General features: G+C 27.3%; 19 protein-coding genes. 9 read left to right on the top strand and 10 right to left on the bottom strand.

From position 1 onward, the window contains the following. Positions 1-95 precede the first annotated feature (95 nt). Positions 96-410 carry a hypothetical protein gene (locus tag BMUR_RS07475; protein ID WP_148218323.1) on the top strand — a complete coding sequence of 105 codons (315 nt, stop codon included), beginning with the start codon at positions 96-98 and terminating at the stop codon, positions 408-410. Positions 411-423: 13 nt separating this feature from the next. Beyond that, positions 424-822 carry a hypothetical protein gene (locus tag BMUR_RS07470; RefSeq protein ID WP_013113995.1) on the top strand — a complete coding sequence of 133 codons (399 nt, stop codon included), beginning with the start codon at positions 424-426 and terminating at the stop codon, positions 820-822. Between the two features lie 196 nt (positions 823-1,018). Here the strand turns inward: BMUR_RS07470 and BMUR_RS07465 are convergent, their stop codons facing one another. Continuing rightward, on the bottom strand, positions 1,019-4,459 hold the full coding sequence (locus BMUR_RS07465) for a DUF4132 domain-containing protein (protein WP_013113994.1): 3,441 nt from the start codon (positions 4,457-4,459) through the stop codon (positions 1,019-1,021). Between the two features lie 316 nt (positions 4,460-4,775). Next, positions 4,776-6,245, bottom strand: coding sequence for a S41 family peptidase (locus BMUR_RS07460; RefSeq protein WP_013113993.1), 1,470 nt, complete (start codon positions 6,243-6,245; stop codon positions 4,776-4,778). A gap of 224 nt (positions 6,246-6,469) precedes the next feature. Between BMUR_RS07460 and BMUR_RS07455 the strand changes: the two genes are divergently transcribed. Continuing rightward, positions 6,470-8,449, top strand: a complete 1,980-nt coding sequence (locus BMUR_RS07455) for an ATP-dependent helicase (protein WP_013113992.1) — start codon at positions 6,470-6,472, stop codon at positions 8,447-8,449. Between the two features lie 264 nt (positions 8,450-8,713). After that, positions 8,714-9,622 carry an Rpn family recombination-promoting nuclease/putative transposase gene (locus BMUR_RS07450; protein WP_013113991.1) on the top strand — a complete coding sequence of 303 codons (909 nt, stop codon included), beginning with the start codon at positions 8,714-8,716 and terminating at the stop codon, positions 9,620-9,622. Positions 9,623-9,931: 309 nt separating this feature from the next. Here BMUR_RS07450 and BMUR_RS14330 read toward each other — a convergent pair whose 3' ends face one another. After that, positions 9,932-10,351, bottom strand: a complete 420-nt coding sequence (locus BMUR_RS14330; RefSeq protein WP_013113990.1) for a hypothetical protein — start codon at positions 10,349-10,351, stop codon at positions 9,932-9,934. Between the two features lie 614 nt (positions 10,352-10,965). Between BMUR_RS14330 and BMUR_RS07440 the strand changes: the two genes are divergently transcribed. Together BMUR_RS07440 and aspS are read left to right on the top strand one after the other, a co-directional pair. Further along, positions 10,966-13,824, top strand: coding sequence for a chromosome segregation SMC family protein (locus tag BMUR_RS07440; protein WP_013113989.1), 2,859 nt, complete (start codon positions 10,966-10,968; stop codon positions 13,822-13,824). A gap of 151 nt (positions 13,825-13,975) precedes the next feature. Then, the gene (gene aspS / locus BMUR_RS07435; protein WP_013113988.1) at positions 13,976-15,739 is read left to right on the top strand and encodes an aspartate--tRNA ligase; all 1,764 of its coding nucleotides are present in this window, start codon (positions 13,976-13,978) and stop codon (positions 15,737-15,739) included. Positions 15,740-15,907: 168 nt separating this feature from the next. Here the strand turns inward: aspS and BMUR_RS07430 are convergent, their stop codons facing one another. Continuing rightward, on the bottom strand, positions 15,908-16,168 hold the full coding sequence (locus BMUR_RS07430; protein WP_013113987.1) for a type II toxin-antitoxin system RelE family toxin: 261 nt from the start codon (positions 16,166-16,168) through the stop codon (positions 15,908-15,910). Further along, entirely contained in the window at positions 16,165-16,380 is a 216-nt protein-coding gene (locus tag BMUR_RS07425; protein WP_013113986.1) for a DUF6290 family protein, read from the bottom strand. Before BMUR_RS07425 ends, BMUR_RS07430 begins: the two co-directional genes overlap by 4 nt. 77 nt (positions 16,381-16,457) lie before the next feature. Here BMUR_RS07425 and BMUR_RS07420 point away from each other — a divergent pair, with 77 nt between their 5' ends. The 3 genes from BMUR_RS07420 to BMUR_RS14975 all read left to right on the top strand — a co-directional run bounded on the left by BMUR_RS07420 (position 16,458) and on the right by BMUR_RS14975 (position 19,059). Next, positions 16,458-16,652 carry a hypothetical protein gene (locus BMUR_RS07420; RefSeq protein WP_013113985.1) on the top strand — a complete coding sequence of 65 codons (195 nt, stop codon included), beginning with the start codon at positions 16,458-16,460 and terminating at the stop codon, positions 16,650-16,652. Positions 16,653-16,689: 37 nt separating this feature from the next. Continuing rightward, positions 16,690-18,681 carry an NAD-dependent DNA ligase LigA gene (ligA, locus tag BMUR_RS07415; protein ID WP_013113984.1) on the top strand — a complete coding sequence of 664 codons (1,992 nt, stop codon included), beginning with the start codon at positions 16,690-16,692 and terminating at the stop codon, positions 18,679-18,681. Between the two features lie 225 nt (positions 18,682-18,906). Beyond that, positions 18,907-19,059, top strand: a complete 153-nt coding sequence (locus BMUR_RS14975) for a hypothetical protein (protein ID WP_244833422.1) — start codon at positions 18,907-18,909, stop codon at positions 19,057-19,059. A gap of 321 nt (positions 19,060-19,380) precedes the next feature. On the opposite strand, the gene fsa is transcribed toward BMUR_RS14975, so the two are convergent. The 5 genes from fsa to BMUR_RS07385 form a co-directional block, all read right to left on the bottom strand. Next, positions 19,381-20,034 carry a fructose-6-phosphate aldolase gene (gene fsa / locus BMUR_RS07405; protein WP_013113983.1) on the bottom strand — a complete coding sequence of 218 codons (654 nt, stop codon included), beginning with the start codon at positions 20,032-20,034 and terminating at the stop codon, positions 19,381-19,383. Positions 20,035-20,188: 154 nt separating this feature from the next. Beyond that, entirely contained in the window at positions 20,189-20,974 is a 786-nt protein-coding gene (locus BMUR_RS07400) for a glycosyltransferase family 2 protein (protein WP_013113982.1), read from the bottom strand. A gap of 16 nt (positions 20,975-20,990) precedes the next feature. After that, positions 20,991-21,815 (bottom strand): sugar phosphate isomerase/epimerase family protein, encoded by an 825-nt coding sequence (locus BMUR_RS07395; RefSeq protein WP_083771108.1) that lies wholly within the window; start codon positions 21,813-21,815, stop codon positions 20,991-20,993. Then, on the bottom strand, positions 21,812-22,747 hold the full coding sequence (locus BMUR_RS07390; RefSeq protein WP_013113980.1) for a Rossmann-fold NAD(P)-binding domain-containing protein: 936 nt from the start codon (positions 22,745-22,747) through the stop codon (positions 21,812-21,814). Before BMUR_RS07390 ends, BMUR_RS07395 begins: the two co-directional genes overlap by 4 nt. Next, positions 22,740-23,852 carry a Gfo/Idh/MocA family protein gene (locus BMUR_RS07385; protein ID WP_013113979.1) on the bottom strand — a complete coding sequence of 371 codons (1,113 nt, stop codon included), beginning with the start codon at positions 23,850-23,852 and terminating at the stop codon, positions 22,740-22,742. The genes BMUR_RS07390 and BMUR_RS07385 overlap by 8 nt, the downstream gene beginning before the upstream one ends. Between the last annotated feature and the right edge of the window lie 10 nt (positions 23,853-23,862).

Below are 23,862 nucleotides of genomic sequence, written 5' to 3'. Positions count from 1 at the left end.
AAATGGTCAATATATAATACCATATTAAAATAATAACTATATTTAGGAGTAAAAAAATGAGAAAAATATTAATCTTATTATTTGTTTTAGCGGGTATGGTTTATTCACAAAATCTCTATAATGAGAGGATAGATGTTAAAGATTTTAGTGATAAACCTTATGAAGCTGATAATGGGAGAATGATGTTTTATATGGCTGTTTTAAGGATGGATGACCTAACAAGAAGCGGAATTTTCACATTCTATATGACATTTAATTTCACAGACAGCGAATGGAATACCGATTATATTAGATCTGATATAGAAAAAAGATTTGTAAAAACAGTAGCAGGATCAAATGTAAAATGTAAAAAAGTTAAAGAAACTAAAAATACTACGGTTTTCTTAATTGATTTTTCACACTTATATTAAAGGTGGATAAAAAATGAAAAAATTATTAATTATTTTATTAGGAGTAATTGTTATAAGTAACGTTGCTCTAGCTGTGTATACTTCTAGTTACCCTGTATATACTATAAAATATGATACCTCAATAGAAAGAATAAAAAAAGATATAGTTAATGGTATATCAATAGCAAAACAAAAAAATATTTCAGATTTCTGTATAAAAATAGAATTAATGAGTATGACTATCACAGAAGATAATGGTCTACCTTCTATTACAAAAAAAGATATTACAGATATAACTAAAAACCTTATATTATACACTATATCAAAATTAGAAGAGTTGTATGAGCCTTACAATAATTCTTATGTAATATATGAAATCTATTATGACCCTTATAAACTTATTTTACAACTAGGTTGGATGGGTAAACGTTAAAAAGGATATAATTGAAAATATTTATATAGATCATGATCTTATGATGGTTAAATTAATAAATAGCCGTTAAATAAAAAGGAGTTCAAATATAAAATATTTAAATAAACATAATATCATAATCAAAGAAATGGGGCTCACCATATAGGAAAGCCCCACATATCAAAATATAAATTTATTTTACTTCAATCAAATAAAATTAGTCTCCAAAAATGCTTTTTACTATGCTGTAAATTGAAGAAGCAAATCTTTTTTCTACTTTTAGAGGATTAATTATAGTTTCAATACATTCATTTATCTCGCAAAACTCTATATCGCCAAACTCAACATCTTCATTAGCGTCCATTCCAAAATACATATAATCAAATGAGATATGAACAGCAATATTGAGGTAAGTATCTTTTAATATGTACTCAGAGAAACTTCCGCCGTCCATAGTCTCGCCTCTAGCCATGTCATATTTATTTGCTAATGACATTAATACGCCTGCTTTTATTTTTTTGGAATTAAGAGAAGTAATTTTATCTTCGCTTATATCTTTTTCTGTAATATCAGAATATTTGAAATCAAGCTGTTCTATAGGCTGCGATATCTCATAATCGGATAATTGGGTTTTCCATTTTGCTATAGTGTCAGAATCTAATTCTGAAGGGTGTACTAAAGTTATTAAAGCATTTTCTTTGAGAGTGTATTCTTCTTCATCAACAGTATTAAAAGTGCCGTCTTCCATATATCTGAAACTTTCTATTAAATTGTTATTCTCATCATAAATGCCCCATATAAGTTTTAATGCAAATAAATTCATTATAGGGTTTTCAACAAATACAGTTTTGAAATTATCATAAGTCCATTTTCTACCGTTTAATAATACTTTCTGAAGTCTTATTTTCTGACTCTGTATTAAAGTTTTTATCTCTTTTTTGAGAGCAGAGCATTCTTTTTTGGCATTATCTGCTTCTGTTTTGTCATCTTTGCTGTTAGGAGCTGGGAGCGATTTTATTATTTTTTGTTTGTCATTATCTGTTATTGTGAGTTCAAGATCATTGTTTATTGATAATGTAAATGTTCTTTTTGCCTCTCCTCCATAGCTTAAAACTTTTTCGCCTTTTCTGTCAAATCCGAAATTAGGTATTATTCTGTCTGAAAGCTCATCGGCTGTCATATCAAGTAAGTAGGCAACATTTTCCATAGTTTCTATTGCCACTTCTTTTATTTTAGCAGTAGGTGCTTTTCTTGTGAGGCTGTCTACTAATATTAATGCATAGCTTTTTCCGTTTAATGCGATACATTTTACAATAAATGCACCCATAACAGTGCGTGAACCTTTAGCAAACTCTTTTATAAGAGGATAAACTTTATCTATCTTTGAATTATCAGAATATAAAAGATAAGGTATTAAAATATTTTTTTTGTTAGCTTCGTAATTAGAATCTTTCCAATAAATATACAACATTTCTAAAGCATTAGTAAATGAAGAGGTATCAAGAATCTCAGTAAGCATATCGCAGTCTTTTAATCTGGCAGGCTCAATTAAGTTCATATATTCCATAATAATATATTTAAATATTCTCTCATCAGCCAATTTTCCATTATTGTATAAAACTTTTGTCAAATGAACATCATCTAAGAATTTTATATTTTTTTCATAATTTGTATTGTAGTAGGTATCTATAAACTCCAAAACCTCATCAATACTTTTGAAATTATTGCCGTATTTTTTAAGATTCCAATTCTTAATAATATTTTTTAATGCCCCTTTAAGTTCTGATGATCTTACCTTCTCTGACATCTTTTCGACATATTCTCTTGTAATCTTTTCATTATCAGAAATAACTTTGATACAATGTCTTTTTACTTCGGCTCTCTTTGTATTTTCAAGAACTGTATAAATCAAATGATAATTTTCATAATTATATTTATTATACAAAGTCTTTAATATATCTAATGCTGTATTTTTATTTGATGCTATATTATCTTTTATAAACTTATCATCATTTAATATATTTACCACTTCATCAAAATAGCTTTTAAACAATTCATCTTTTACGCTGTTTATAATAACATTATTATTTTCATCTACGCATCTAAGCTCTTTGTATAATGTAGGAAGGCATTTGCCGCCATAGTCATAATAATAATTTGAAAGATCTCCTGCATAATCAAAATAGTATGAAGTGAGAATTTCTTTTAATGTAATATTCAATTCTTTATTATTTAATAAACTATCAATAACTTCTTTTAGAGTTTTACTTCCTATAGATGCCTGCACTTCTATATATTTTCTCACTGCTAATTGAACAGGCAGATATTTAAAAATATCAATAGCAAATTTTTTATAGTTTTTCATTTCTGCACTATCATAATTAAATAGAGAGTATAAATAATAAAGTTCTGTATCAAGACTATATTCAGGCAGAGTATTTGCCCATCTGTATCTGCTGTATAAATCGTATATATTTTTTTTGTCTGTATAATAATTTATAAGTTCATTAAAGAGTTTATTTTTATCTTTATCAAATATTTCTTCTATTTTTACTGTAGTGGTAAATGCTGGTCTTTTATTATATCTATCCGAATTATCTTCTGTAAATTTATTAACTATAGTTTGAAATACAGGTATTGACTTTTTTAAATTATTTGTGTCTATTTTATTATCATTATGCTCTAATAAAATACCGCTAAGCACTATAAATATTCTTTTGTTTCTATCATTTTTTAAATCATTTCCTACTAAATTATAAATTTTATAAAAATCTTCTCTATAGTTTAAATATAAATCTCTTGCTCCATAAATAAACTCATAATGAAAATAATCTTCAAAATGTTTTGCTATAAATATAAAAGAGTTTGGATAATTTATTGCTCTTAGGAATTTATCTTTAGCTTTATAAGGATTGCTGTAATCTAATAATCTTAAATAGTGTCCAATTTCAATATTCATATCAATAATATATTCTTCATTATTATTTAATACTTCTACAAATTTATTTTTTACAGCTTCGTTTTTATCTAAAAGAGAAGCAATCACATTTAAAGTGTCATAAAGATTTGGAAAAACATCAAATGATTTTATAGCCGCATTTATGTATTTTTCATCGCATTCTTTATTATTTTTTATAACAGAACATATTGCAATCAATGGTATTACAGCATCTCTTCCCATTTTATGCAGTATTTTTTTATTGTCATTGTTATTAATAATATCAATATATTTATCTGTGTATTCTTCAAACTCTTTACTGAAGTATTTATTAAAATCTTCAAAAACTGTATATATTAATTCTTCACCATTTAGAGTTCTTACATTCTCTTTATGTCTTTTCTCATATCCGTAAGCCATATATCTGAGTGACTTTTCAAAATCTTTATTGACTATATAATCAAGAATAACGTATCTAGTTCCGCCTTCTCCTTCCTTGTCATTTCCGTAGAGAAGTATCTTAACGAAATGTTCATATCTTTTCTTTAATGCTTCATCTTCTATAGTAAAATAATCTTTCAAAAACTCATCTCTATAATAAAAATAATCATAAGAATTCTTCCTTATTTTGCTGAAATCATTTGTAGATTCGCATTTCTTCATATCATCTTCTATAGGAGAGCCCTTATAGTATGCTTCAAGTTTTTTTTCTAAGTCCATAATTTTACCTCCGAAATCTATATTAATATATAGTATATACATTTTTATTTATTTGTCAATGAATATATTTTACTATTTAGCTTATAACAAAATAATTTTATTGACTTATATTAAGTTTTGTAATAAATTTTTTGTACTATATTTTTAGCTATAAAAAAAATTTATATATCCCTAAAAATAAATTTTCTAAATATTTATATGTCAATTATTTTACCTATAAAATGACGCAAAAATATACCTGCTGCTAATTTAATTATAATATAAAAAAGGTGATAATATAAATAATACTATCACCCTTTTATATAATTAAATATTATTAATTTTCTTCTTTTTCATTTGACCAATTTTCTCTAGGCTCTTCTTTATCTTGCGGAGGTTCTTTTCCTGTTTCAAGATATTCAATAGCCGCCTTTAACTGTTTGTCATAGCGAAGATCATATATCTCTTTATAATTATCCAAATTACGTTCATTGTATATTAAACGCTCAAGTAAATAATCACTAGCCATAATGTTTTGATTTCTAAGCTCTTCTTTAAAAGCAGGCAAAGCAGCAGCATCAGAACTTTCATTAGGGTATTTTTTAGCATAAGCAGATATTTGTCCGCCTTTTCTAAGTTCGGTTAATGCTGTTATATCTGTACTGCTTAATTTTGGTTCTACCACTACAAAGTCCGGAGTTAATCCTTTACCATGAAGTCTTCTTCCGTTTGGAGTGTAGTAATGGGCTACTGTAAATTTGAAAGAAGTATTATCTCTGGTATCTAAAGGAAGTACATACTGAACGCTGAACTTTCCGAATGTAGTCTCACCCAAAAGTTTAGCTCTTCCGCTGTCTTGCAAAGCTCCTGAAAGTATTTCTGAAGCAGAAGCACTATACTGATTAACTAATACAACCATATCGCCTTCAAGCCATTCATCGCCTTTTTTAGAAGCATAATAATCCTGATTTTCGTTTTTTGTTCTTCCTCTTGTGTATACTATTTTTCCTTCTGTTAAGAACTCTTCTACTATATTAATAGCTGTATCAAGTCTTCCGCCCGGATTATTTCTCAAGTCTAATACAAGTTTTTTCATACCTTGTTTTTTAAGATCTATTAAAGCATCTTCCAAATCTCTAGCTGTATCATCGCCGAAAGTAGTTATTCTTATATAACCTACTGTATCATCAACCATTTTATATTTAACGCTTTTTATTTCTATTATTGCCCTTGTAAGAGGATATTTAATAGGCTCTGCTACTCCATCGCGTACTATAGTCAGAGTAACTTTAGTTCCTTCTTTTCCTCTCATGATATTAGCAGCATTATCAACAGACATGTCTTTTGTACTTTTACCATCAATTTCTGTGATAATATCTCCAGATAAAATACCAGCTTTTTCGCCCGGACCGTCCTCTATAGGCGAAACAACCATAAGACCTTTATCAGCATTTTTTGATATAGAAAGCCCCACTCCGCCGTATCTTCCAGACATCTCTGTATTTAAAGCCTGATTAAGCTCTTCATCAAGTAAAAATGTAAATGGATCATCTGTAGCCTCAAGCATTCCTTTAATAGCACCGTACATTAATTTTTTTGTTGTTACGCTGTTGGTATCAACAAAATTCTGCTGCAAAGTGGCAAATACTTTTTGAAATAAGCGGCTGTAATAGTAAAAGTCATTATCCGACTGAGCCTTTCCCTGCTGGGCTATAGCAAGAGAAGGACTTTTAAAGTTGAAAAAAGAAATTGCCGCTACAAAAATTAAAAGAAATATCCATAAAAGTCTTTCTTTGTTTTTTATCATGTTTTTTTATCCTTAATTATAAAAATATGCTGTTTTTATACCTTATAAAAATTAATTATAACATAAATAGTAAAAAATTTATATATACAAACAGCAAAAAATATTATGATAACTTAATATAACAATATTTGAGTTTTATACTTAATATTATATAATAACTGTAAAAAATTATAACACTAATAAAAAATAATTCTGAATGCTAAAATAATTTTTAAGGTGATGATATGGATATACTTCAAAATGTGAGCGAGGTTCAGAGAGAAGGTATTTTGCATAGGGGAAGCCCTCTTCTTCTTCTTTCTGGGGCTGGAAGCGGTAAAACTTTGGTGATTACGAGAAAAATTGCCTATCTTATTAATGAGCTTGAAACTCCGCCCGAAAATATAATCGCTGTTACTTTTACTAATAAAGCCGCTTATGAGATGAAAGAAAGAGTATCTGCTCTTGTACCTGATATAAAGCCTAGCAGATTATTTATAAGAACTTTTCACTCCGCATGTCTTAGGATATTAAAAGAGAATGCTCATTTTTTAGGTTATAAGTCTAATTTTCTTATATTAGATGAGGGTGATAAATTATCCGTTATTAAAAGAATAATGAAAGAAGAGAAAGTTCCAAAAAGTATTACTCCAAAAATGATAAACAAATTTATATCCGCTGTAAAAAACAATATGGATGACGGAATTACTTTTGACAGGGATATTTTTGAAAATGTATACAAAAAATATACAGAGCATGAATTAAATGAAAATGTGATGGATTTTGACGACCTTATATTAAACACCATAAAATTATTTGAAGAGGAGAAAAAAGTTCTTAACTTCTATAGAAACAGATTCAAATATGTTTTGGTAGATGAGTTTCAGGATACGAACCCTCAGCAGTACAAACTCATAAAATTATTAACACAGAACGCTGATAATGATTTAACAGTTGTAGGCGATGATGACCAGAGTATATATGCATTTAGGGGTGCTGATGTTCTTAATATACTTGATTTTGAGAAAGACTATCCTAATACAAAAATAGTGCGTCTTGAAGAAAATTACAGATGTCCGAAAGATGTAGTGGAAGCAGCTTTAAGCATTATAAAAAATAATACCAATCGTCATGAAAAAAATGTATTTTCAAACAAACCAAACGAATTTAAAATAGAAAATTGGATTTGCTATAGTGATTTGGAAGAGGCAAGAAGTGTAGTTAATGAAATAGAGAGTTTATTTGATAATGGATTTGAGGCTAAAGACATAGTAATACTATTTAGGACTAACAGCCAATCAAGAGCATATGAAAAAGAATTAAAACTTCATTCTATAAACTATAAAATAGTAGGAGGCGTAGGATTTTTTGAACGCATTGAGATAAAAGATTCTATTTCTTTTTTAAGGCTTATGATGGGGTTTGGGGATAATTTCAGCGTAAGGCGTACTGTTAATGTGCCTCCTAGAGGAATAGGAGAGAAGAGTTTTAACAGTATAGAAACCTTTGCTAATACCAGAAAAATAAGTCTTTATGAAGCTATTGATTATGCTGATGAAATATCATTAAGCAAAAAGGTTGCTTCATCGATTAAGGCATACAAAAGCATAATAGAAGAATACGGCATAAAAATAAAAGAAGATATTTCAAACGAAGACGGTATACATATAGAAGAGATATTTTTTAATTTTTTAAAAGATATAGATTATTTTTCAATATTTAAAAGCGAAGGCAATGAAAGAATAATAACAGCAGAAGAGAATATAAAAGAGCTTTTCAGAGGTTTTTACGACTACAAAAATACAGAGCCTAATGCATCGCTGATAACATTTTTGGAAGAAAACACTTTATATAGAGACATTAACACAGAAAACGAAAATGAAGATTACATTACTCTTATGACTGTGCATAATGCAAAGGGGCTGGAATTTGATGCTGTATTTATAACTGGTTTAGAGCAGGGAGTTTTTCCTCATTATTTCTCGCTTGAAGAGGAAGGGGGCATTGATGAAGAGAGAAGGCTTCTTTATGTAGCAATAACAAGGGCTAAAAGAAAACTTTATCTCACCTACTCCAAAAAAAGAAGAATAAGTTCTGGCATAATGGAGCAGATACCTTCATCATTTTTGATGGAAATACCAAAGCGTTTAATGCTTATAAAAGAAAAGGCTAATTATTACTCCGGCAATTACATGGATATAGATGAAGATGCTTTTGATTATTAATTCGCACGCAGAGCAGATTTTTAAAATATTAACTAATTTATAATTGCAATTTTAACTTCTTATAAGAATAAAACTAAACGTGCGTTGATTAGCATTATAAATTAAAAATGCACTTGGGTGGGCAGCCAGAGTAACAGCAAAAGCTAAAGAAGAAAAATAATTTATAAATAACAAATCGTATAAAAAAATTTAAAGGGTGGGTGTGAAAATAAAATCTAAAAATTATACTTTGACATTTATACATTATTTAATTATAATATATTTATGAAAAAGAAATTAAATACAAAACAAATAAAATATTTTAATCCTTTAAATGATTATTTCATACGTTATCTTTTTACTGATAAAGGAAGTAGCGAGTCTATACTTTTAGACTTTATTAATTCTATAATGATTAATGCTAATATGAAGACTTTTCGTTCTGTTGAAATTCTTACTCCATTTAATTTAAAAAAAAATAGGAATTTAAAAGAAACAATAGTAGATGTTAAATGTATCACTCAGAATGGATCTGTTGTTATAATAGAAATACAATTACAAGGCAATTCAAGATTTCCAGAACGAATACTTTATTATTGGTCAGTTAATTACAGTAAATTATTAAAGCATGGAGAAAGATATGATGAACTTACTCCAGTGATAAGTATTAATCTTCTTAATTTCAATTTAGATAAAACTAAAAATATACATTCATGTTATATGCTCTATGAGATGAATAATAAAAAGTTATTAACTGACCATCTACAGATACATATAATAGAGTTAAAAAAATTTAAGAAAAATATTTTATCAAAAGATTTAAATTGCTGGCTAAAAGTATTTACAAGTAAAAATTTGGAGGCGTCTATGTCTGAAATAGTAAAAGAAAAACCTATAATGGAGGAAGTGCAGAAAAAATATAATAATTTTGTGAAAAGCAGATTGATGATGATGGAATATGAGAAAAAAGAGACTTATTTATATGGTAATCAAATAATGCTTGATGAGGAAAGAAAATTAGGAAGGGAAGAAGGATTGAAAGAAGGTATAGAACAAGGAATTGAAAAAGGTATTAAAGAAGGTATTAAAGAAACCCAAATATCTATGGCTAAAAATATGAAAAATAAAAATATGGATATAAGTCTTATCAGTGAATTAACAGGATTAAGTATAGAAGAAGTAGAGAAACTATAATAAAAATATAAAAATTTTACTTTAATCCCCACCCTTTTAGATTTAAAAGCTTTATTTTTTATATATACTTTGATTAAAATTATAAACCTACTATTTTTGGGCATACCCACCCTAATGCGATTTAAATTTTATACGTTCAATCACGCACGTATAGCAAAATTTTATTTGTGCACATAAGTTTAGAATTATTAATAAAGTTAATTTTAAAATCTATTCTGCGTGCGGTAATTAAGAAATTAAAAAATAAAATGCTTAAACTAATTAATAACTTTTAAATAGTTTAAGCATTAATTAAAAGAATATGATTGATTATTGTTGCTGCTTAGTTAAAGTACCATTAATGTTTTGAGTTTCACTTCCGCCTTGGTAAGTAATTATATTTTGACCTGTAACATTAGCAGAAGTATCAGTAGTAAATTCTATATTCATAGTGCCTTTTACTGTAAATCCACTGCTAGGATTAAGAGTATAATTTACTGTATATGAAGTATCAGAATTTTTAGTTATACTTGAAGCAGGCATATCAACACCCTCAGTTTGATTTTGTGCTGAACCGTCTGCATTTATAATAATTGTTTGACCTGCTAAATCTCCGCCTCCTAACCAAGTACCTGCATATTTGCTGTCTATACCTGTTCCTTGAGCTGTTTTATCTGCATTTGAACAGCTTACAGATAAAATGCCTGATAAAAATAAAGTAAAAAGAATAGATAATAATTTTTTGTTCATATTAGAACTCCTTGTGTAAATGATAATTTTTATAAAAAACATTATTTAAAATGCTTTTATCATAGTTAAAAAATATTCTCAAAAAATTGAGAAAATATATAATAATGAATCTTTGATAATTTCTTATTATAAATAATTGTTTTTTGATTGAATTAAATAAATAAAGTTTTAAAATTATTTGCAATGAAAATATTGACTGAAATGCGTATAAAGAAAAATATATTTTTTTATAATTATTATAATTTTCAGATGATATTGATTTTTTTGAAAGGTTTAAATTATTAGTCGAGTGTCGAGTGTCGAGTGTCGAGTGTCGAGTGTCGAGTGTCGAGTGTCGAGTGTCGAGTGTCGAGTGTCGAGTGTATTATTCAATAAAGTAAATATTGCTTTCATAACGCTATTATAAAATATTAAATCATTTATGTCAATATTATTTGATTAAAATAACAAATAACTATACCGAAAATTTGTTATCGTAATTATATTTTTATCAATAAAATTAAAATAAATTTATAGTATTTTTATATATTATATATTATAGATTAAATTAATTGATTATTTTTTAATAGAATTGTATAATTATAAAGATATATTAAGGTAAGATAGGAAACAAGATGTATATAAAGAATCTTAATTTGCACGGATTCAAATCATTTGCCATAGAAACCAATATAGAGTTTAATGAAGGTGTTACTGTAGTACTTGGACCAAACGGAATAGGTAAAAGTAATATAGTAGAGGCTTTTCTATGGGTTATGGGCGAGCAGTCTGCAAGCAGATTAAGAATAGACAGCTCAAAAGGTCTTGAAAGCGTAATTTTTCATGGTACTGATACTAGAAAACCTTCTTCACTAGCACAAGTTGCACTCACGCTAGATAATAAATCAAGATGGATAAAAAAATACGATACAGACGAGGTTGTTGTTACTCGTAAATATTATAGAAAAGGCTTGTCAGAATATTATATTAATGATGAGCAGGTACGTTTAAAAGATATAGTTGATATGTTTTTGGATACTGGACTTGGTAAAAATGCCTACTCTGTTATTAAGCAGGGTACAGTTTCTGAAATAGCAAAACAAAAGCCAGAAGAGAGAAGAAGCATTATAGAAAATGCAGCTGGAATTAGTAAATATCTTGAAAGAAGAAGAGAGGCTGCCAAAAAACTTGAAGAATCCGAAAGAAATCTTGACAATGTAAAAATACAAATCAAAGAATCTGAAAAACATTATAAATCCTTAAAAGAACAGGCAGCAAGAACAGAAAAATATTATAATCTTAAAGATGAACAGAAAAAAATAAGTATTAGCTTGAATGTTAATCAGGTAAAAAAATTAAAAATTACTTTAGAAGAGCAGAATAAAAGCCTTGAAGAGCATAATAATAAAAAACAGGAATTAGAAAAAGAACTTCAAGATTTGGACAATCAGAAACAGCAGGAACTTTTAAAATTTGAAGAGACAAGAAGTTTGTCTATAGAGCTTGATAAACAGGTATCATTAATAGTTACGGAACTTACGCATATAGAGAAGATGTCGAACCAATTAAAGAATCAGCTTGACAATGCAGGCAAAGAAAAAGAAGAGACTCTTAACAGAAAAAATACTCTCTTAAAAAGAATAGAAGAAGATAAAACTCAAATAGCAGAACTTGAAGAAGAAGTTAAAAATATAGCTGAAAATATAGAGAGATCATTAAAAGAACAGGAAATTGAAGAAACCAATATAGCAAATGAACAAAATAAAATAGCAAGTTTAAATGATAAAATATCTTCTATGACAGAAGAAAATCAAAACGCTACTTTAAAAATTGCAGACGCAAGAGAAAGACAGCTTGACGTAATAAATAAAATTATAAGCGAGATTGATGAAAAGAAAAAAGATGTTATGGGAAACAGCTTTTATCAGAATATAGGAAAACATGAAAGTGATATTGATATAGGCTTTAATAATTTACTTAATGCGATAAATACAAAGATGAAAACTATAAAAGAATTTGAAGAAGAAGGCGTATTATCAAGTTTAAATGAACTTAGCTTTAATTCATTATGCGGCTTTATAAAAAATTTGGGAGAGAGTTTAGAAATAGAAAAAAAAGATGCATTATTTTTACAGGGCATTTTTAAAGAATATACTAAAATAAAAGACCCTTTCGTTGATTTGCTTTTTGATAAAGAAGGTACATATATGCAAAAGGAGGCAATAGATAAAGAGATTGCCGATTTGGAAAACTTTATTAAAAGCAATATAGAAAAAATGGAAGATTTAAATAATGAAATAAAATTATCCACTGATAATATTAATAAATCTAATGCGATGCTTACTACTCTTACAATAGAAAGGGCTAAATACGAAACTAACAAAAAAGCCTCTGAAGACAGAAAAGAGATGATAATAAAAAGCATGAAAATAATAGAAGATGAGTTTGCAACGCTCAATGAAAAAATAGCAAGACTTGAAGAAGATTATAAAAAACTTAATGAAGAATACAAACAAAACTCTATAAGCTATAAAGAATTAGAAAAGAAAAAATCAAAAACAGAAAGCGAATCAAGACATAAAGCTAATGAAATAAAAAAGGCAGAATCGGCATTATCTAATTTTGAAGTAAGCCATGCAAAACGAGTTAGAAAATTAAATGAAACAAATGAAAACATTACAAGAGTAAGCGAGAGAATAAATCAGAGCAAAGATAAAATTAATGATATATATACTCATTTCTATGAAAATTATGCTCTTAATTTGAAAGAGTTTGAAGAGAATACTCAAAATCTTATAGATGAAGATGCATTTAAAAATAAATTAAACTCTATCAATGAAAAAATAAAAAATCTAGGTCATATTAATGAAATGGCTTTGGACGAATATCAGGAAGCTAAAAATAAATTTGAGTTTTTGAGCAAACAAAAAGAAGACTTAGAGAAATCAAAAGAAGAAATATTAAAAATTATAGCAGACGCCAATAAAAAGGCAGGAGAGGATTTCTTAAAAACATTTAATGAAATAAATAAAAAATTCTCAGAGACTTTTAAAATATTATTCGGCGGCGGTAATGCAGGATTAAAAATACAAAATGAAGAGGATCTATTAAACAGCCCTATAGATATATTCGCTCAGCCTCCGGGCAAAAAGATGGAAAATATAGTGTCATATTCAGGAGGAGAGCTTACTATGACAGGGCTTGCTTTGGTATTTGCAATATTTTTGTACAGACCTAGTCCTTTCTGTATATTAGATGAGGTGGACGCTGCACTTGACGGAGCTAATATTATAAGATACAAGAACATGGTTAAAAATCTATCTAATAATACTCAGTTTTTAATCATTACGCATGATGAAGTAGCTGCCACAATAGCAGATGCCTATTATGGAATAACTGCCGAAGAGAAAGGAGTGTCTAAAATATTTACTGTAAAAGTAGATAAAGACGGCAAAGTTAATGGAAGCGAAGATAAGCTAGTTACCAATGAATAATTTTTAAGCTATAAATATATCAAAGAGTACTTACCAAAATACGATTAAAGTAATTGATTTTTATACATATATATAATATAATAATTATGTTTATTCAAACTAAATAAAAAATAACTTAATTAAATAAATAATTTTTTAAGAGGGAATTAATATGCGTTTTAAAAGTGCCTATAATGGAATATTAAGCAAAAATGATATCGGCAAAGAAGTAAAACTAGCTGGTTGGGTTTTAAGAAGAAGAGATCATGGCGGAGTAATATTTGTAGATTTAAGAGACAGAACAGGATTTGTACAAATAGTATTCAATCCAGAAATAAGCAAAGAAGCACATAATGACGCTCAGGATTTAAGAAGCGAATACGTTATTAGTGTAGAAGGAAAAGTTAGAGCTAGAAGCGAAGAGATGATTAACCCAAAAATTCCTACTGGCGAAATAGAAGTTATGGTTGAAAAAATGGAACTTCTTAATACCTCTGAAACTCCTCCTTTCCTTCTTGAAGATGATATTGATACTGGAGAAGATATAAGACTTAAATACAGATACTTAGATTTAAGAAGACCTAAAGTATTTAATAACCTATATAAAAGATTTCAAATTACTAATGCCTTTAGAAAACATTTAGCTGATAACGGCTTTATAGATGTAGAAACTCCTATATTAAATAAAAGCACTCCGGAAGGTGCAAGAGACTTCCTTGTTCCTTCAAGATTAAATGCAGGTGATTTTTATGCACTTCCTCAGTCTCCTCAAATATTCAAACAAATACTTATGATAGGCGGTTTTGACAGATACTATCAAGTAGCTAAATGTTTCCGTGATGAAGACTTGAGAGCAGACAGACAGCCTGAGTTTACTCAAGTAGATATTGAAACTTCTTTCCTTAATACTGATGAGTTTTTATCCATTATGGAAAGTGTTACTGCTAATATAGTTAAAGATGTTTATGGTATTGACCTACCTACTCCTTTTCCTAGATTGAATTATTATGATGCTATGGAAATGTACGGAAGCGATAAGCCTGATACTAGATTTGAATTAAAACTTATTAATGTTGAAGAAGCTGTTAGAGGCTGTGATTTTGCAGTATTTAAAAATGCTTTGGATAATAAATTTATAATAAGATGTTTGAATGCTAAAGGCGGCGTTGATAAATTAAGCAGAAAAGATATTGATGACTTCACAAAATATGTAGGTATATTCGGAGCTAAAGGACTTGCTTGGATGAGAGTTACTGAAAACGGACTTGAATCTAACATAGTTAAATTCTTCTCTGAAGACAATCAGAAAAAAATATTAGAAGTTACTAAAGCAGAAAAAGGAGACCTACTATTCTTTGTTGCTGATACTCCGAAAGTTACTTATGATGCATTAGGTAATTTGAGATTAAAAGTAGGTGAAAAATTAAACTTAATAGATAAAGATAAATTAAACTTCCTTTGGGTAGTAGAGTTTCCATTATTTGAATATGATCATAAAGAAAAAAGAATATCTGCTACTCACCACCCATTCACAGCTCCAGTACCTGAAGATGTTCCTTTATTAGATACAGATGTGTTAAAAGTAAGAAGCGATACTTATGACTTGGTATTAAATGGCAACGAAATAGGCGGCGGCGGTCAGCGTATATATGACAGCAAAGTACAGGCTAAAATATTCAGTCTTTTAGGTATAGATGATGAAAAGGCTAAAATAAGATTTGGATTCTTACTAGATGCTTTAAAATACGGAGCTCCTCCTATGTGCGGTATGGCTTTTGGTATAGACAGAGTTATTATGCTTCTACAAAAGCAAGACAGTATTAGAGAAGTTATAGCATTCCCTAAAACTCAGAAAGGTCAATGTTTGATGAGCGGCTGTCCTTCTACTGTAGATGATGATCAGCTTGAAGAGCTTCACTTAAAAGTTGAAGAATAATTTTTAATATTTAATAAAAAATAAAAGCCTCATTATTATAATGGGGCTTTATTATTATATATAGCTAAACAATTATATTTCATAATTATTTAATGTATTATAATATAAATCAGTTTTGCTTTGTTAAAAGACTATAATAATTCATATTCTTTAAATTGTAGTTTATGGTTAATTATTATAAATATTTTTTCTATGACCAATATCTATAACTAGAATAATTAATTCGTTATCAATAATTTTACTTAGAATTCTATAATCACCTACTCTATAACGCCAATACTCTTTTAACTCACCTTTTAAAGATTTACCTTTTATTCTAGGATTTTCTAATGTTTCTAAATCAGATAAAAAATCTAATATTCTTTTTTGAATAGTATTGTCTAATTTCTCCAATGATTTTTTAGATGTTTTTGTAATGCTTACTTTCATTTTATATTTAAATCTTTTTTTACTTCATCAATAGAATATAATTCTTCACCTTTTTTTAATCTTTCTTCTGCTTCTAAAATAATTTTATAATCATAATAATCTTCTAAATATTCTATAATAGCATTTTCTATCAATTTACTTTCAGATATATTCTTTTCTTTGGCAATATTTTCTATATTTTTTTTTAGTGTTGAAGGAAGTTCTAATACCATATTTATCCCCTAAATTTAAGTATTGAATTCAAGCCATTTTATATTATAATAGTATAAATTACAATATAGAGGTTTTAATGGACAAAGATTATAAATTTAAAGTAGATGAATTATTAAAAAATGGTCAGGCTAAATTAGTAGAAGTTATAAAATCAGATGATGGAAAACATCAGGAAAAAGAAGTCAATTTAAATGAACATACTGAAGACGGATACAAATTTATAAAAATAATGCTAGAAGATTTAATAATAAGACATAAAATGAAAAAGTAAATTTATATAAATTAAATATTTTTATCAAGGAATAAATATGAATAAAGAAGAAGCTAAACAAAAAATAAAACAATTAACAGAAACTATTAATTACCATAATAAACTTTATTATACAGATGATAACCCTGAAATAGAAGATTATGAATACGATAAACTTTTTAGAGAATTAGAAAATCTTGAAAGAGAGTTTCCAGAATTAAAAAAAGATGACAGTCCTACAAATAAGGTTGGAGGCACTATATTAGAAAAGTTTGAAAAGTTTGAACACCCAATTGCAATGTACTCTCTTTCTAATGTTATGAACGAAGAGGAGTTTTTGGACTTTGATAATAGAATGCAAAGAGAGCTTGATGCTAGTAATATTAAATACACCGTAGAAAATAAATTTGACGGACTTGCTTTAGAGCTTATTTATGAAAAAGGAAAACTCACAGTAGCAAGCACAAGAGGAGACGGACAAGTTGGAGAGAATGTTACCAATAATGTTAAGATGATGAGCAATGTTCCTAAAAGCATAAAAGAAAAAAATAAACTCATTGTAAGAGGCGAAGCATTAATAACAAAAAAAGATTTTGAAGCATTAAATAAAGAAAGAGAAGAGCTTGAAGAGATACCTTTTGCCAATGCAAGAAATGCTGCCTCAGGCGGATTAAGACAATTAGACAGTGCAGAAAGTAAAAAAAGAAGATTAAAATTCTTTGCATATCAAATAGCTAATTATAAAGATTTTGATTTAACTAATGAATATAAATCAATGGAGTTTTTATCCGATTTAGGTTTTACAGTGGAAGGAGTACATCCAAATATTGACGCTAAAAAAGTATTAGAAACTTATTATGATATACAGGAAAAAAGAAGCAAAATGGATTATGAGATTGACGGGCTTGTAATAAAAGTTGATGATGTGAAATATCAGGAGAAATTGGGATTTTTATCACGTGCTCCAAGATTTGCAGTAGCTTTTAAATTCAAACCCGAAGAGAAAGAAACAGTTTTAAAGAATATTGAAGTGCAGGTTGGACGAACTGGAGCATTAACACCAGTTGCCAAATTAGAGCCTGTTCAAGTTGGAGGCGTTACTGTTTCTAATGTTACACTTCATAATCCTAATGAAATAAAATCAAAAGATATAAGAATCGGAGATACTGTTGTAGTTATACGTTCCGGCGATGTTATACCGAAGATTACAAGAGTAGTATTAGAAAAGCGTCCTGAAGACAGCAAACCTTTTGAGTTTCCTAAAAAATGTCCTGTATGCGGTGGTGATACTGCTGTAACTGACGGCGATGTAATAGTAAGATGTATCAATGAAGAGTGTCCAAGTAAGATAACAAGATATATAGAGTATTTCGTTTCAAAGCCTGCTATGAATATGGAGCGAATAGGCAAAGAATGGATTGCTGTATTTACAAAAAGCGGACTTGTAAAAACTCCAGCAGATCTTTACAAAATAACAAGAGATGATTTATTTAAGTTTGAAAGAATGGGAGATAAATTAGCAAGCTACATGCTCGAATCCATTGAAAATAGTAAAAACACTACCTTAAAAAGATTTATATATGCATTGGGTATTCGTCAGGTTGGTGAAACTACTGCGGACTTACTTGCTAAATATTTTACTTCTATAGAGAATTTCAAAAAAGCTGCTATTGAAGACTTACAAAATATAGAAGGTATAGGCGAAATAAGTGCTAAAAGTATTTACGACTTCCTTCATAATGAAAGAACATTAAAGTTAATAGATGATTTACTTGCAGCAGGAGTTAATCCAGTATTTGAAAAAGTAGTAACAGTGGAATCGCCTCTTACCGGAAAGAATGTTGTAATAACAGGCTCAATAGAAGGTTTTACAAGAACTTCGGCAAAAGAGGCGGCTGAAAGATTGGGAGCTGCTGTTCAGTCGGCAGTATCAAAAAATACTGATATTTTAATAGTAGGTGAGAAAGCTGGAAGCAAACTAAAAAAAGCTCAGGATTTAGGTATAGCAATAATGGAAGCCGATGAGTTTATAAAGCTTGCTAATAGCTAAAATATTAAATAAAAAATAATAAATGGATAAATAAAGGCTGTAAATATCACAGTCTTTATTTTTTGGTAAAATAATATATAATTCTAAAAAATAATTCGTGGGTATTTATATGATTATTAATCCTTTAAGATCCCTATTGAACTAGCTATATTTAAGTTAAATGTGAAAAGAAAATTAATTAGAGATAAAATATTCTTAAAAAAATTATAAGCTAAATTTTCTAAAATGACAGACAAACAAAAGCAAAATAAAATCTTCAAATATCAAAAAAACAAATATAAAATTGAGGAATGCATTGCTGAAGTAAAAAAAGAGATTGCTAGAAGAGAAGAGCAGTTAAAATTATTAAATTCAGTACAGTTCGTAGATTGGTTTTAAATTTATTATATTATTTTAACATCATCATTAGATTATATTTAGGTATCATTAAACGCACGTTAAACTTAATTCTTATATATTAGTAAAGTTAGAATTATTAATTAATCTGTATTAAAAAATCATCTCTACGTGCGTGGAGTAAAGTGCAAATTTAAATTACGCTTGGGCGGGTATGCTTAAAAAATACAAACTTATAAATTTAATTAAAACCTATTAAAAAAATAAAGCTTTTAAATCTAAAAGGGCGGGGATTTAATAAAAAACAAAAAAGAGAAGTATTATAATAAAATACCTCTCTTTACAAAATATAATTATAATAAATTATTTTCCGAAAACTGCCTCATAATCTTTTTTGAATTTTTCTATACCTTGATCAGTTAATGGGTGTTTAGTCATCTGTACTATTACACTATATGGTACAGTAGCAATATCAGCACCAGCTAATGCACATTCAGTAACATGTATAGGATGGCGTACGCTTGCTGAAATAATTTCTGTTTCTATTGCATGAGTTGCAAAAATATCAGAAATAGTTCTTATAAGTTCAAGTCCGTCGATTGATATATCATCTAGTCTTCCTATAAATGGTGAAACATAAGCTGCACCTGCTCTTGCTGCCAAAAGTGCCTGATTAGCAGAAAAGATTAAAGTAACATTTGTTTTTATTCCTTCTTTAGAAAGTACTTTAACTGCTTTTAATCCTTCTGATGTCATAGGAATTTTTACTACCATATTTTTGTGTATTTTAGCAATTTCTCTGGCTTCTATTATCATATCTTCCGCTTTTTCAGTAGTAGCTTTCACTTCACCAGATATAGGTCCGTCAACTATAGTAGTAATTTCTTCTATAGTTTTTTTAAAATCTCTTCCCTCTTTAGCTATTAGAGAAGGGTTTGTAGTAACTCCGCAAATAACTCCCATATCATTAGCTTTTCTAATTTCATCAACATTAGCAGTATCTATAAAAAACTTCATTAATAAAATCTCCTTAAAATTATTATTGCTTATATTATATAGCCTAGATTATATTTTATCAATATTATTTTAATATATTATTAATTAATAGAATTATACTTAAATCTTCTATTTTCTAATATTACTTTTTTAATTAATCAATTTTATCTAATAACTATTTTATTATAATATTATAAAAACCCATATGTATTTTATATAAAGTTTTAATGATATTAAAATTACCTGAAAAAGTTATTTTTGTAGGAGTTTTAATATTTTTAGGGTATATCCTTGATACAGGAATTTCACAAACTTTATAATTTAATTTTGGTGCCATTACAGACATATAAAATAATAATTCATATCCTGAAAATATATTTCTAAATATATTAATATTTTCATCTAATAATAATTTTTTAGAAATACCTCTGTATGCTGATGTAGTGTCAGTATATTTAAAACCTGACATAAAACTAATCCAAGGAGCATGCACTAATTTAACAGCTAAATATCTTGATATTGGTGTATTTTTATGAATACCTCCTTTTATAAATCTTGAACCTTGTATAAAATCATATCCTTCTTCTAATTTTTTAATAAAATCTTTTATATATTCCACCCCATCTTTATTATTTCCATCTATAGTTATTATACCTTCATATCCTTGATTTAAAATATAATCAAATCCCATCCTAAACTGTGCTCCTTGTTTTCCTTCACCAGTTTTTATAAGAAGAGTTCTTACATTTACACTTTTTAGAAAATCTTCATTAGTAGATCCGTCATTACTGCCGCCATCAAATATAATAATATCTGCTATATTTGGTATATCATTATCTAACATAGATTTCAATTCTTTTTGTATTCTTTCACCCTCATTCAATAATGGAATACCTACACAATATTTATGTTTTTTATTAAAAAATTCTTCTATTTTATAATAGGGTATTTCTCTCAACATATTAAATTGTTTCCTTTTATATTGATTCTATAAAATCAATTATTTTATTTATAATATTAATATTTTCTATCTCACTATCATTATTTATTACAGTTTCTATTGAACAGTGATTAACTCTAGAATTTTTTAATTTTGAAAAATATTCTATTAAATTATTTTTATAATCTACATAATTATTTTTTAAATAAGGTATGCTTATATGACAATGAAAGCTATAATTCAATGAATTTACTAAATCTATGGATTGTGATATATTTTCATTTTCTAAAATTATAGTACTTAAATCTAAATTTATTTTTATATTTTTTAAATTTATTTTTTTGATAAAATCAAATGTATCTTTAGTATTAGTTAAAAAATTAGTACCATATTCTTTAGAATTAGGCTCTAAACCAATTACAACATTATATTTAATAGCATCATCATTTAATTTTGTAAAGAATTCCAAAGCTATATCATTAGCTTTATCATAGGGCATATTATAAGGAATAACTCTCAATTTTGGAGAACCAAATACTATATGCTCTATACCACATGTAGAAGCAATCTCTATAGACTTTAATGTATATTCATATAGTTTTTTTCTTTCAATTTCAGAATTGAATAATGAACAATTACTTAATCCAAAATGCAAACTTTGCATAGAGACGGCTTGTAATCCAAAATTTTCCCATTCTCTTTTTAATTTAATATAATTATTGTACTCATCATATAAACCTAATTTTGATATTTTAAACGGTACTATTTCTATAAATTTTATTCCTTTTTTCGATAAAAAATTATAAACCTTGTCTTTATTTTTTATATTCCAAGCTAAAGCAGATATACATAATTTCATCATAATACTCCATTTAATTTAAAAAATTCTCTTAAATCATCATATATATTTTTTTCACTGTATAAATACTGTTTATCATTTTCCCATTTATCAGCATATATACTTTTCATATTATAATTATATAATTTTGCATTGTTGGAAATAAATTCTTTATTAAAAATATTTTTCATAAGATCTCTTGCTGAAATAGGGGCAGAACATATATTAAGCCTATAAATATTATATTCTATTGATTTTAATATATCACTATACAAATTATCTAAATTGTAAAATTGAAAAGTGCTTTCAGAATTAGTAAATTGCAATGATGTTTCATTGATATCAAATAACTCTTTTCTTATTATATTTAATACCTTATCTTCAATTGCACTATTTTTATCAAATACATATCTCTTTTTTTCTAAGTCAAATTTATAATATCTTTTTGAAAAAACTATCTTATCTTTTATTGTTTCAATTTTTTTTTCTGTAAAAAATGCTGGCTCAGGATTTATTATATCATATATAAAATTCTTTTTTAAATTTCTACCAAATAATGCAGGCAATCTTATTATATGAGAATTATTAAAAATATTAGCAAATTCATCTTCTGCTATTTTTCTATTTTTTCCGTAATCAGAATCACTAATAAAATCATTACTATTTTCATCATAAATAGCAGGCTGAGGATATACTGCTATAGTTGATATTAATACAGCTTTATTAGCTTTTACAGTGCTTAATATATTTAGTAATTCTTTAATATTTGATAAATCTTTTTCTGGATTAGTATTAGCAAGCTGCATATCGGCTGGTATTGATGAACAGATTAATAAATCAAATTTTTTATTTTTAATATCATTTATATTTTTTGAATTATATTTGAATTCAAAATCTGATTTAAGCAATATGTTACTTCCTACAAAACCTGTATAACCTATTAAACACTTATTCATAATTTACTCCTGAATTTTTAAAATAAAAAAAGTCAATACGTTTTTTATGTATTGACTTTTTAATAGAATAATATATAGTTAAAATAATTATATTAGTTCTGTTCTGTTCTGTTCTGTTCTGTTCTGTTCTGTTCTGTTCTGTTCTGTTTCTGTTCTGTTCTGTGATAATATCAACTAATTTCATTTCTTCTAAAATTTCATTATGCGGCATATCTTTGCATTCTATTTCTCCATTACTTATAGATTTTACAATTGATTTTAATTGATATTCATAACCTTTAATACCATCATTTTTATAATAACTATCTAATAATTTCCTTTCTTTTGAAAAAACATATATATTCTGAGGATTATTAACATTTTCAATAACAATATAACCATCCGTACCAGCTATAACAGCTCTGCTATCCGTAATTGAGTTTATTGAATATATTAAAGTAGCTATTACATCATTACTATAATTTAATGTGATTGAACTTTGTAAATCTATACCGTTGCAATCTATTATAGAATTAACATTTATTCCTTTTATATTATGCCCTAACACTGATAAAGCTAAATTAATAGTATATATACCAATTTCATACAAAGCACCTCCTGACAATTCTTTATTAAATAGTCTATCTTTATTTGTAAGTATATATCCTAAATTTGCTTCTAGCATCTTAGGAATACCAATAATACCGCTATTTAAAAACTCTTCTATTTTATATCTCGAAGGCATATATCTAGTCCACATAGCATCTGCTAATAAAAGATTTTTATTTTTAGAAATAGTAATTAGTTCTTTTGCCTCTTTGTAATTTGAAGTAAAAGTTTTTTCACATAGTACATGTTTATTATGTTCCAATGCTATTTTAACATGTTTGTAATGATGCGATACTGGTGTAGCTACGTAAACTAATTCTACATTTTCATCTTCCAACATTTCTATGTATGAACCATAGCTCTTTTTAAAATTATGATATTTTGAAAACTCTTTTGCTTTATTTATATCCCTAGAAGATACAGCATATTTTTCTATACCTTCGATATTATCTATAGCATTAGACATCGAATTAGATATATGACCTGCTCCAATAAATCCTATTTTTATATTTTTCATATAGATAACC

Source organism: Brachyspira murdochii DSM 12563 (assembly GCF_000092845.1).
GTDB lineage: Bacteria > Spirochaetota > Brachyspiria > Brachyspirales > Brachyspiraceae > Brachyspira > Brachyspira murdochii.
This window is presented reverse-complemented; position numbering and strand designations above follow the sequence as displayed.

Bases quoted from the DNA above. Each gene is read 5' to 3' on its own strand.
- BMUR_RS07475 (WP_148218323.1), top strand. From the start codon at position 96: ATGGTTTATTCACAAAATCTCTATAATGAGAGGATAGATGTTAAAGAT.
- BMUR_RS07470 (WP_013113995.1), top strand. From the start codon at position 424: ATGAAAAAATTATTAATTATTTTATTAGGAGTAATTGTTATAAGTAAC.
- BMUR_RS07465 (WP_013113994.1), bottom strand. From the start codon at position 4,459: ATGGACTTAGAAAAAAAACTTGAAGCATACTATAAGGGCTCTCCTATA.
- BMUR_RS07460 (WP_013113993.1), bottom strand. From the start codon at position 6,245: ATGATAAAAAACAAAGAAAGACTTTTATGGATATTTCTTTTAATTTTT.
- BMUR_RS07455 (WP_013113992.1), top strand. From the start codon at position 6,470: ATGGATATACTTCAAAATGTGAGCGAGGTTCAGAGAGAAGGTATTTTG.
- BMUR_RS07450 (WP_013113991.1), top strand. From the start codon at position 8,714: ATGAAAAAGAAATTAAATACAAAACAAATAAAATATTTTAATCCTTTA.
- BMUR_RS14330 (WP_013113990.1), bottom strand. From the start codon at position 10,351: ATGAACAAAAAATTATTATCTATTCTTTTTACTTTATTTTTATCAGGC.
- BMUR_RS07440 (WP_013113989.1), top strand. From the start codon at position 10,966: ATGTATATAAAGAATCTTAATTTGCACGGATTCAAATCATTTGCCATA.
- aspS (WP_013113988.1), top strand. From the start codon at position 13,976: ATGCGTTTTAAAAGTGCCTATAATGGAATATTAAGCAAAAATGATATC.
- BMUR_RS07430 (WP_013113987.1), bottom strand. From the start codon at position 16,168: ATGAAAGTAAGCATTACAAAAACATCTAAAAAATCATTGGAGAAATTA.
- BMUR_RS07425 (WP_013113986.1), bottom strand. From the start codon at position 16,380: ATGGTATTAGAACTTCCTTCAACACTAAAAAAAAATATAGAAAATATT.
- BMUR_RS07420 (WP_013113985.1), top strand. From the start codon at position 16,458: ATGGACAAAGATTATAAATTTAAAGTAGATGAATTATTAAAAAATGGT.
- ligA (WP_013113984.1), top strand. From the start codon at position 16,690: ATGAATAAAGAAGAAGCTAAACAAAAAATAAAACAATTAACAGAAACT.
- BMUR_RS14975 (WP_244833422.1), top strand. From the start codon at position 18,907: ATGACAGACAAACAAAAGCAAAATAAAATCTTCAAATATCAAAAAAAC.
- fsa (WP_013113983.1), bottom strand. From the start codon at position 20,034: ATGAAGTTTTTTATAGATACTGCTAATGTTGATGAAATTAGAAAAGCT.
- BMUR_RS07400 (WP_013113982.1), bottom strand. From the start codon at position 20,974: ATGTTGAGAGAAATACCCTATTATAAAATAGAAGAATTTTTTAATAAA.
- BMUR_RS07395 (WP_083771108.1), bottom strand. From the start codon at position 21,815: ATGATGAAATTATGTATATCTGCTTTAGCTTGGAATATAAAAAATAAA.
- BMUR_RS07390 (WP_013113980.1), bottom strand. From the start codon at position 22,747: ATGAATAAGTGTTTAATAGGTTATACAGGTTTTGTAGGAAGTAACATA.
- BMUR_RS07385 (WP_013113979.1), bottom strand. From the start codon at position 23,852: ATGAAAAATATAAAAATAGGATTTATTGGAGCAGGTCATATATCTAAT.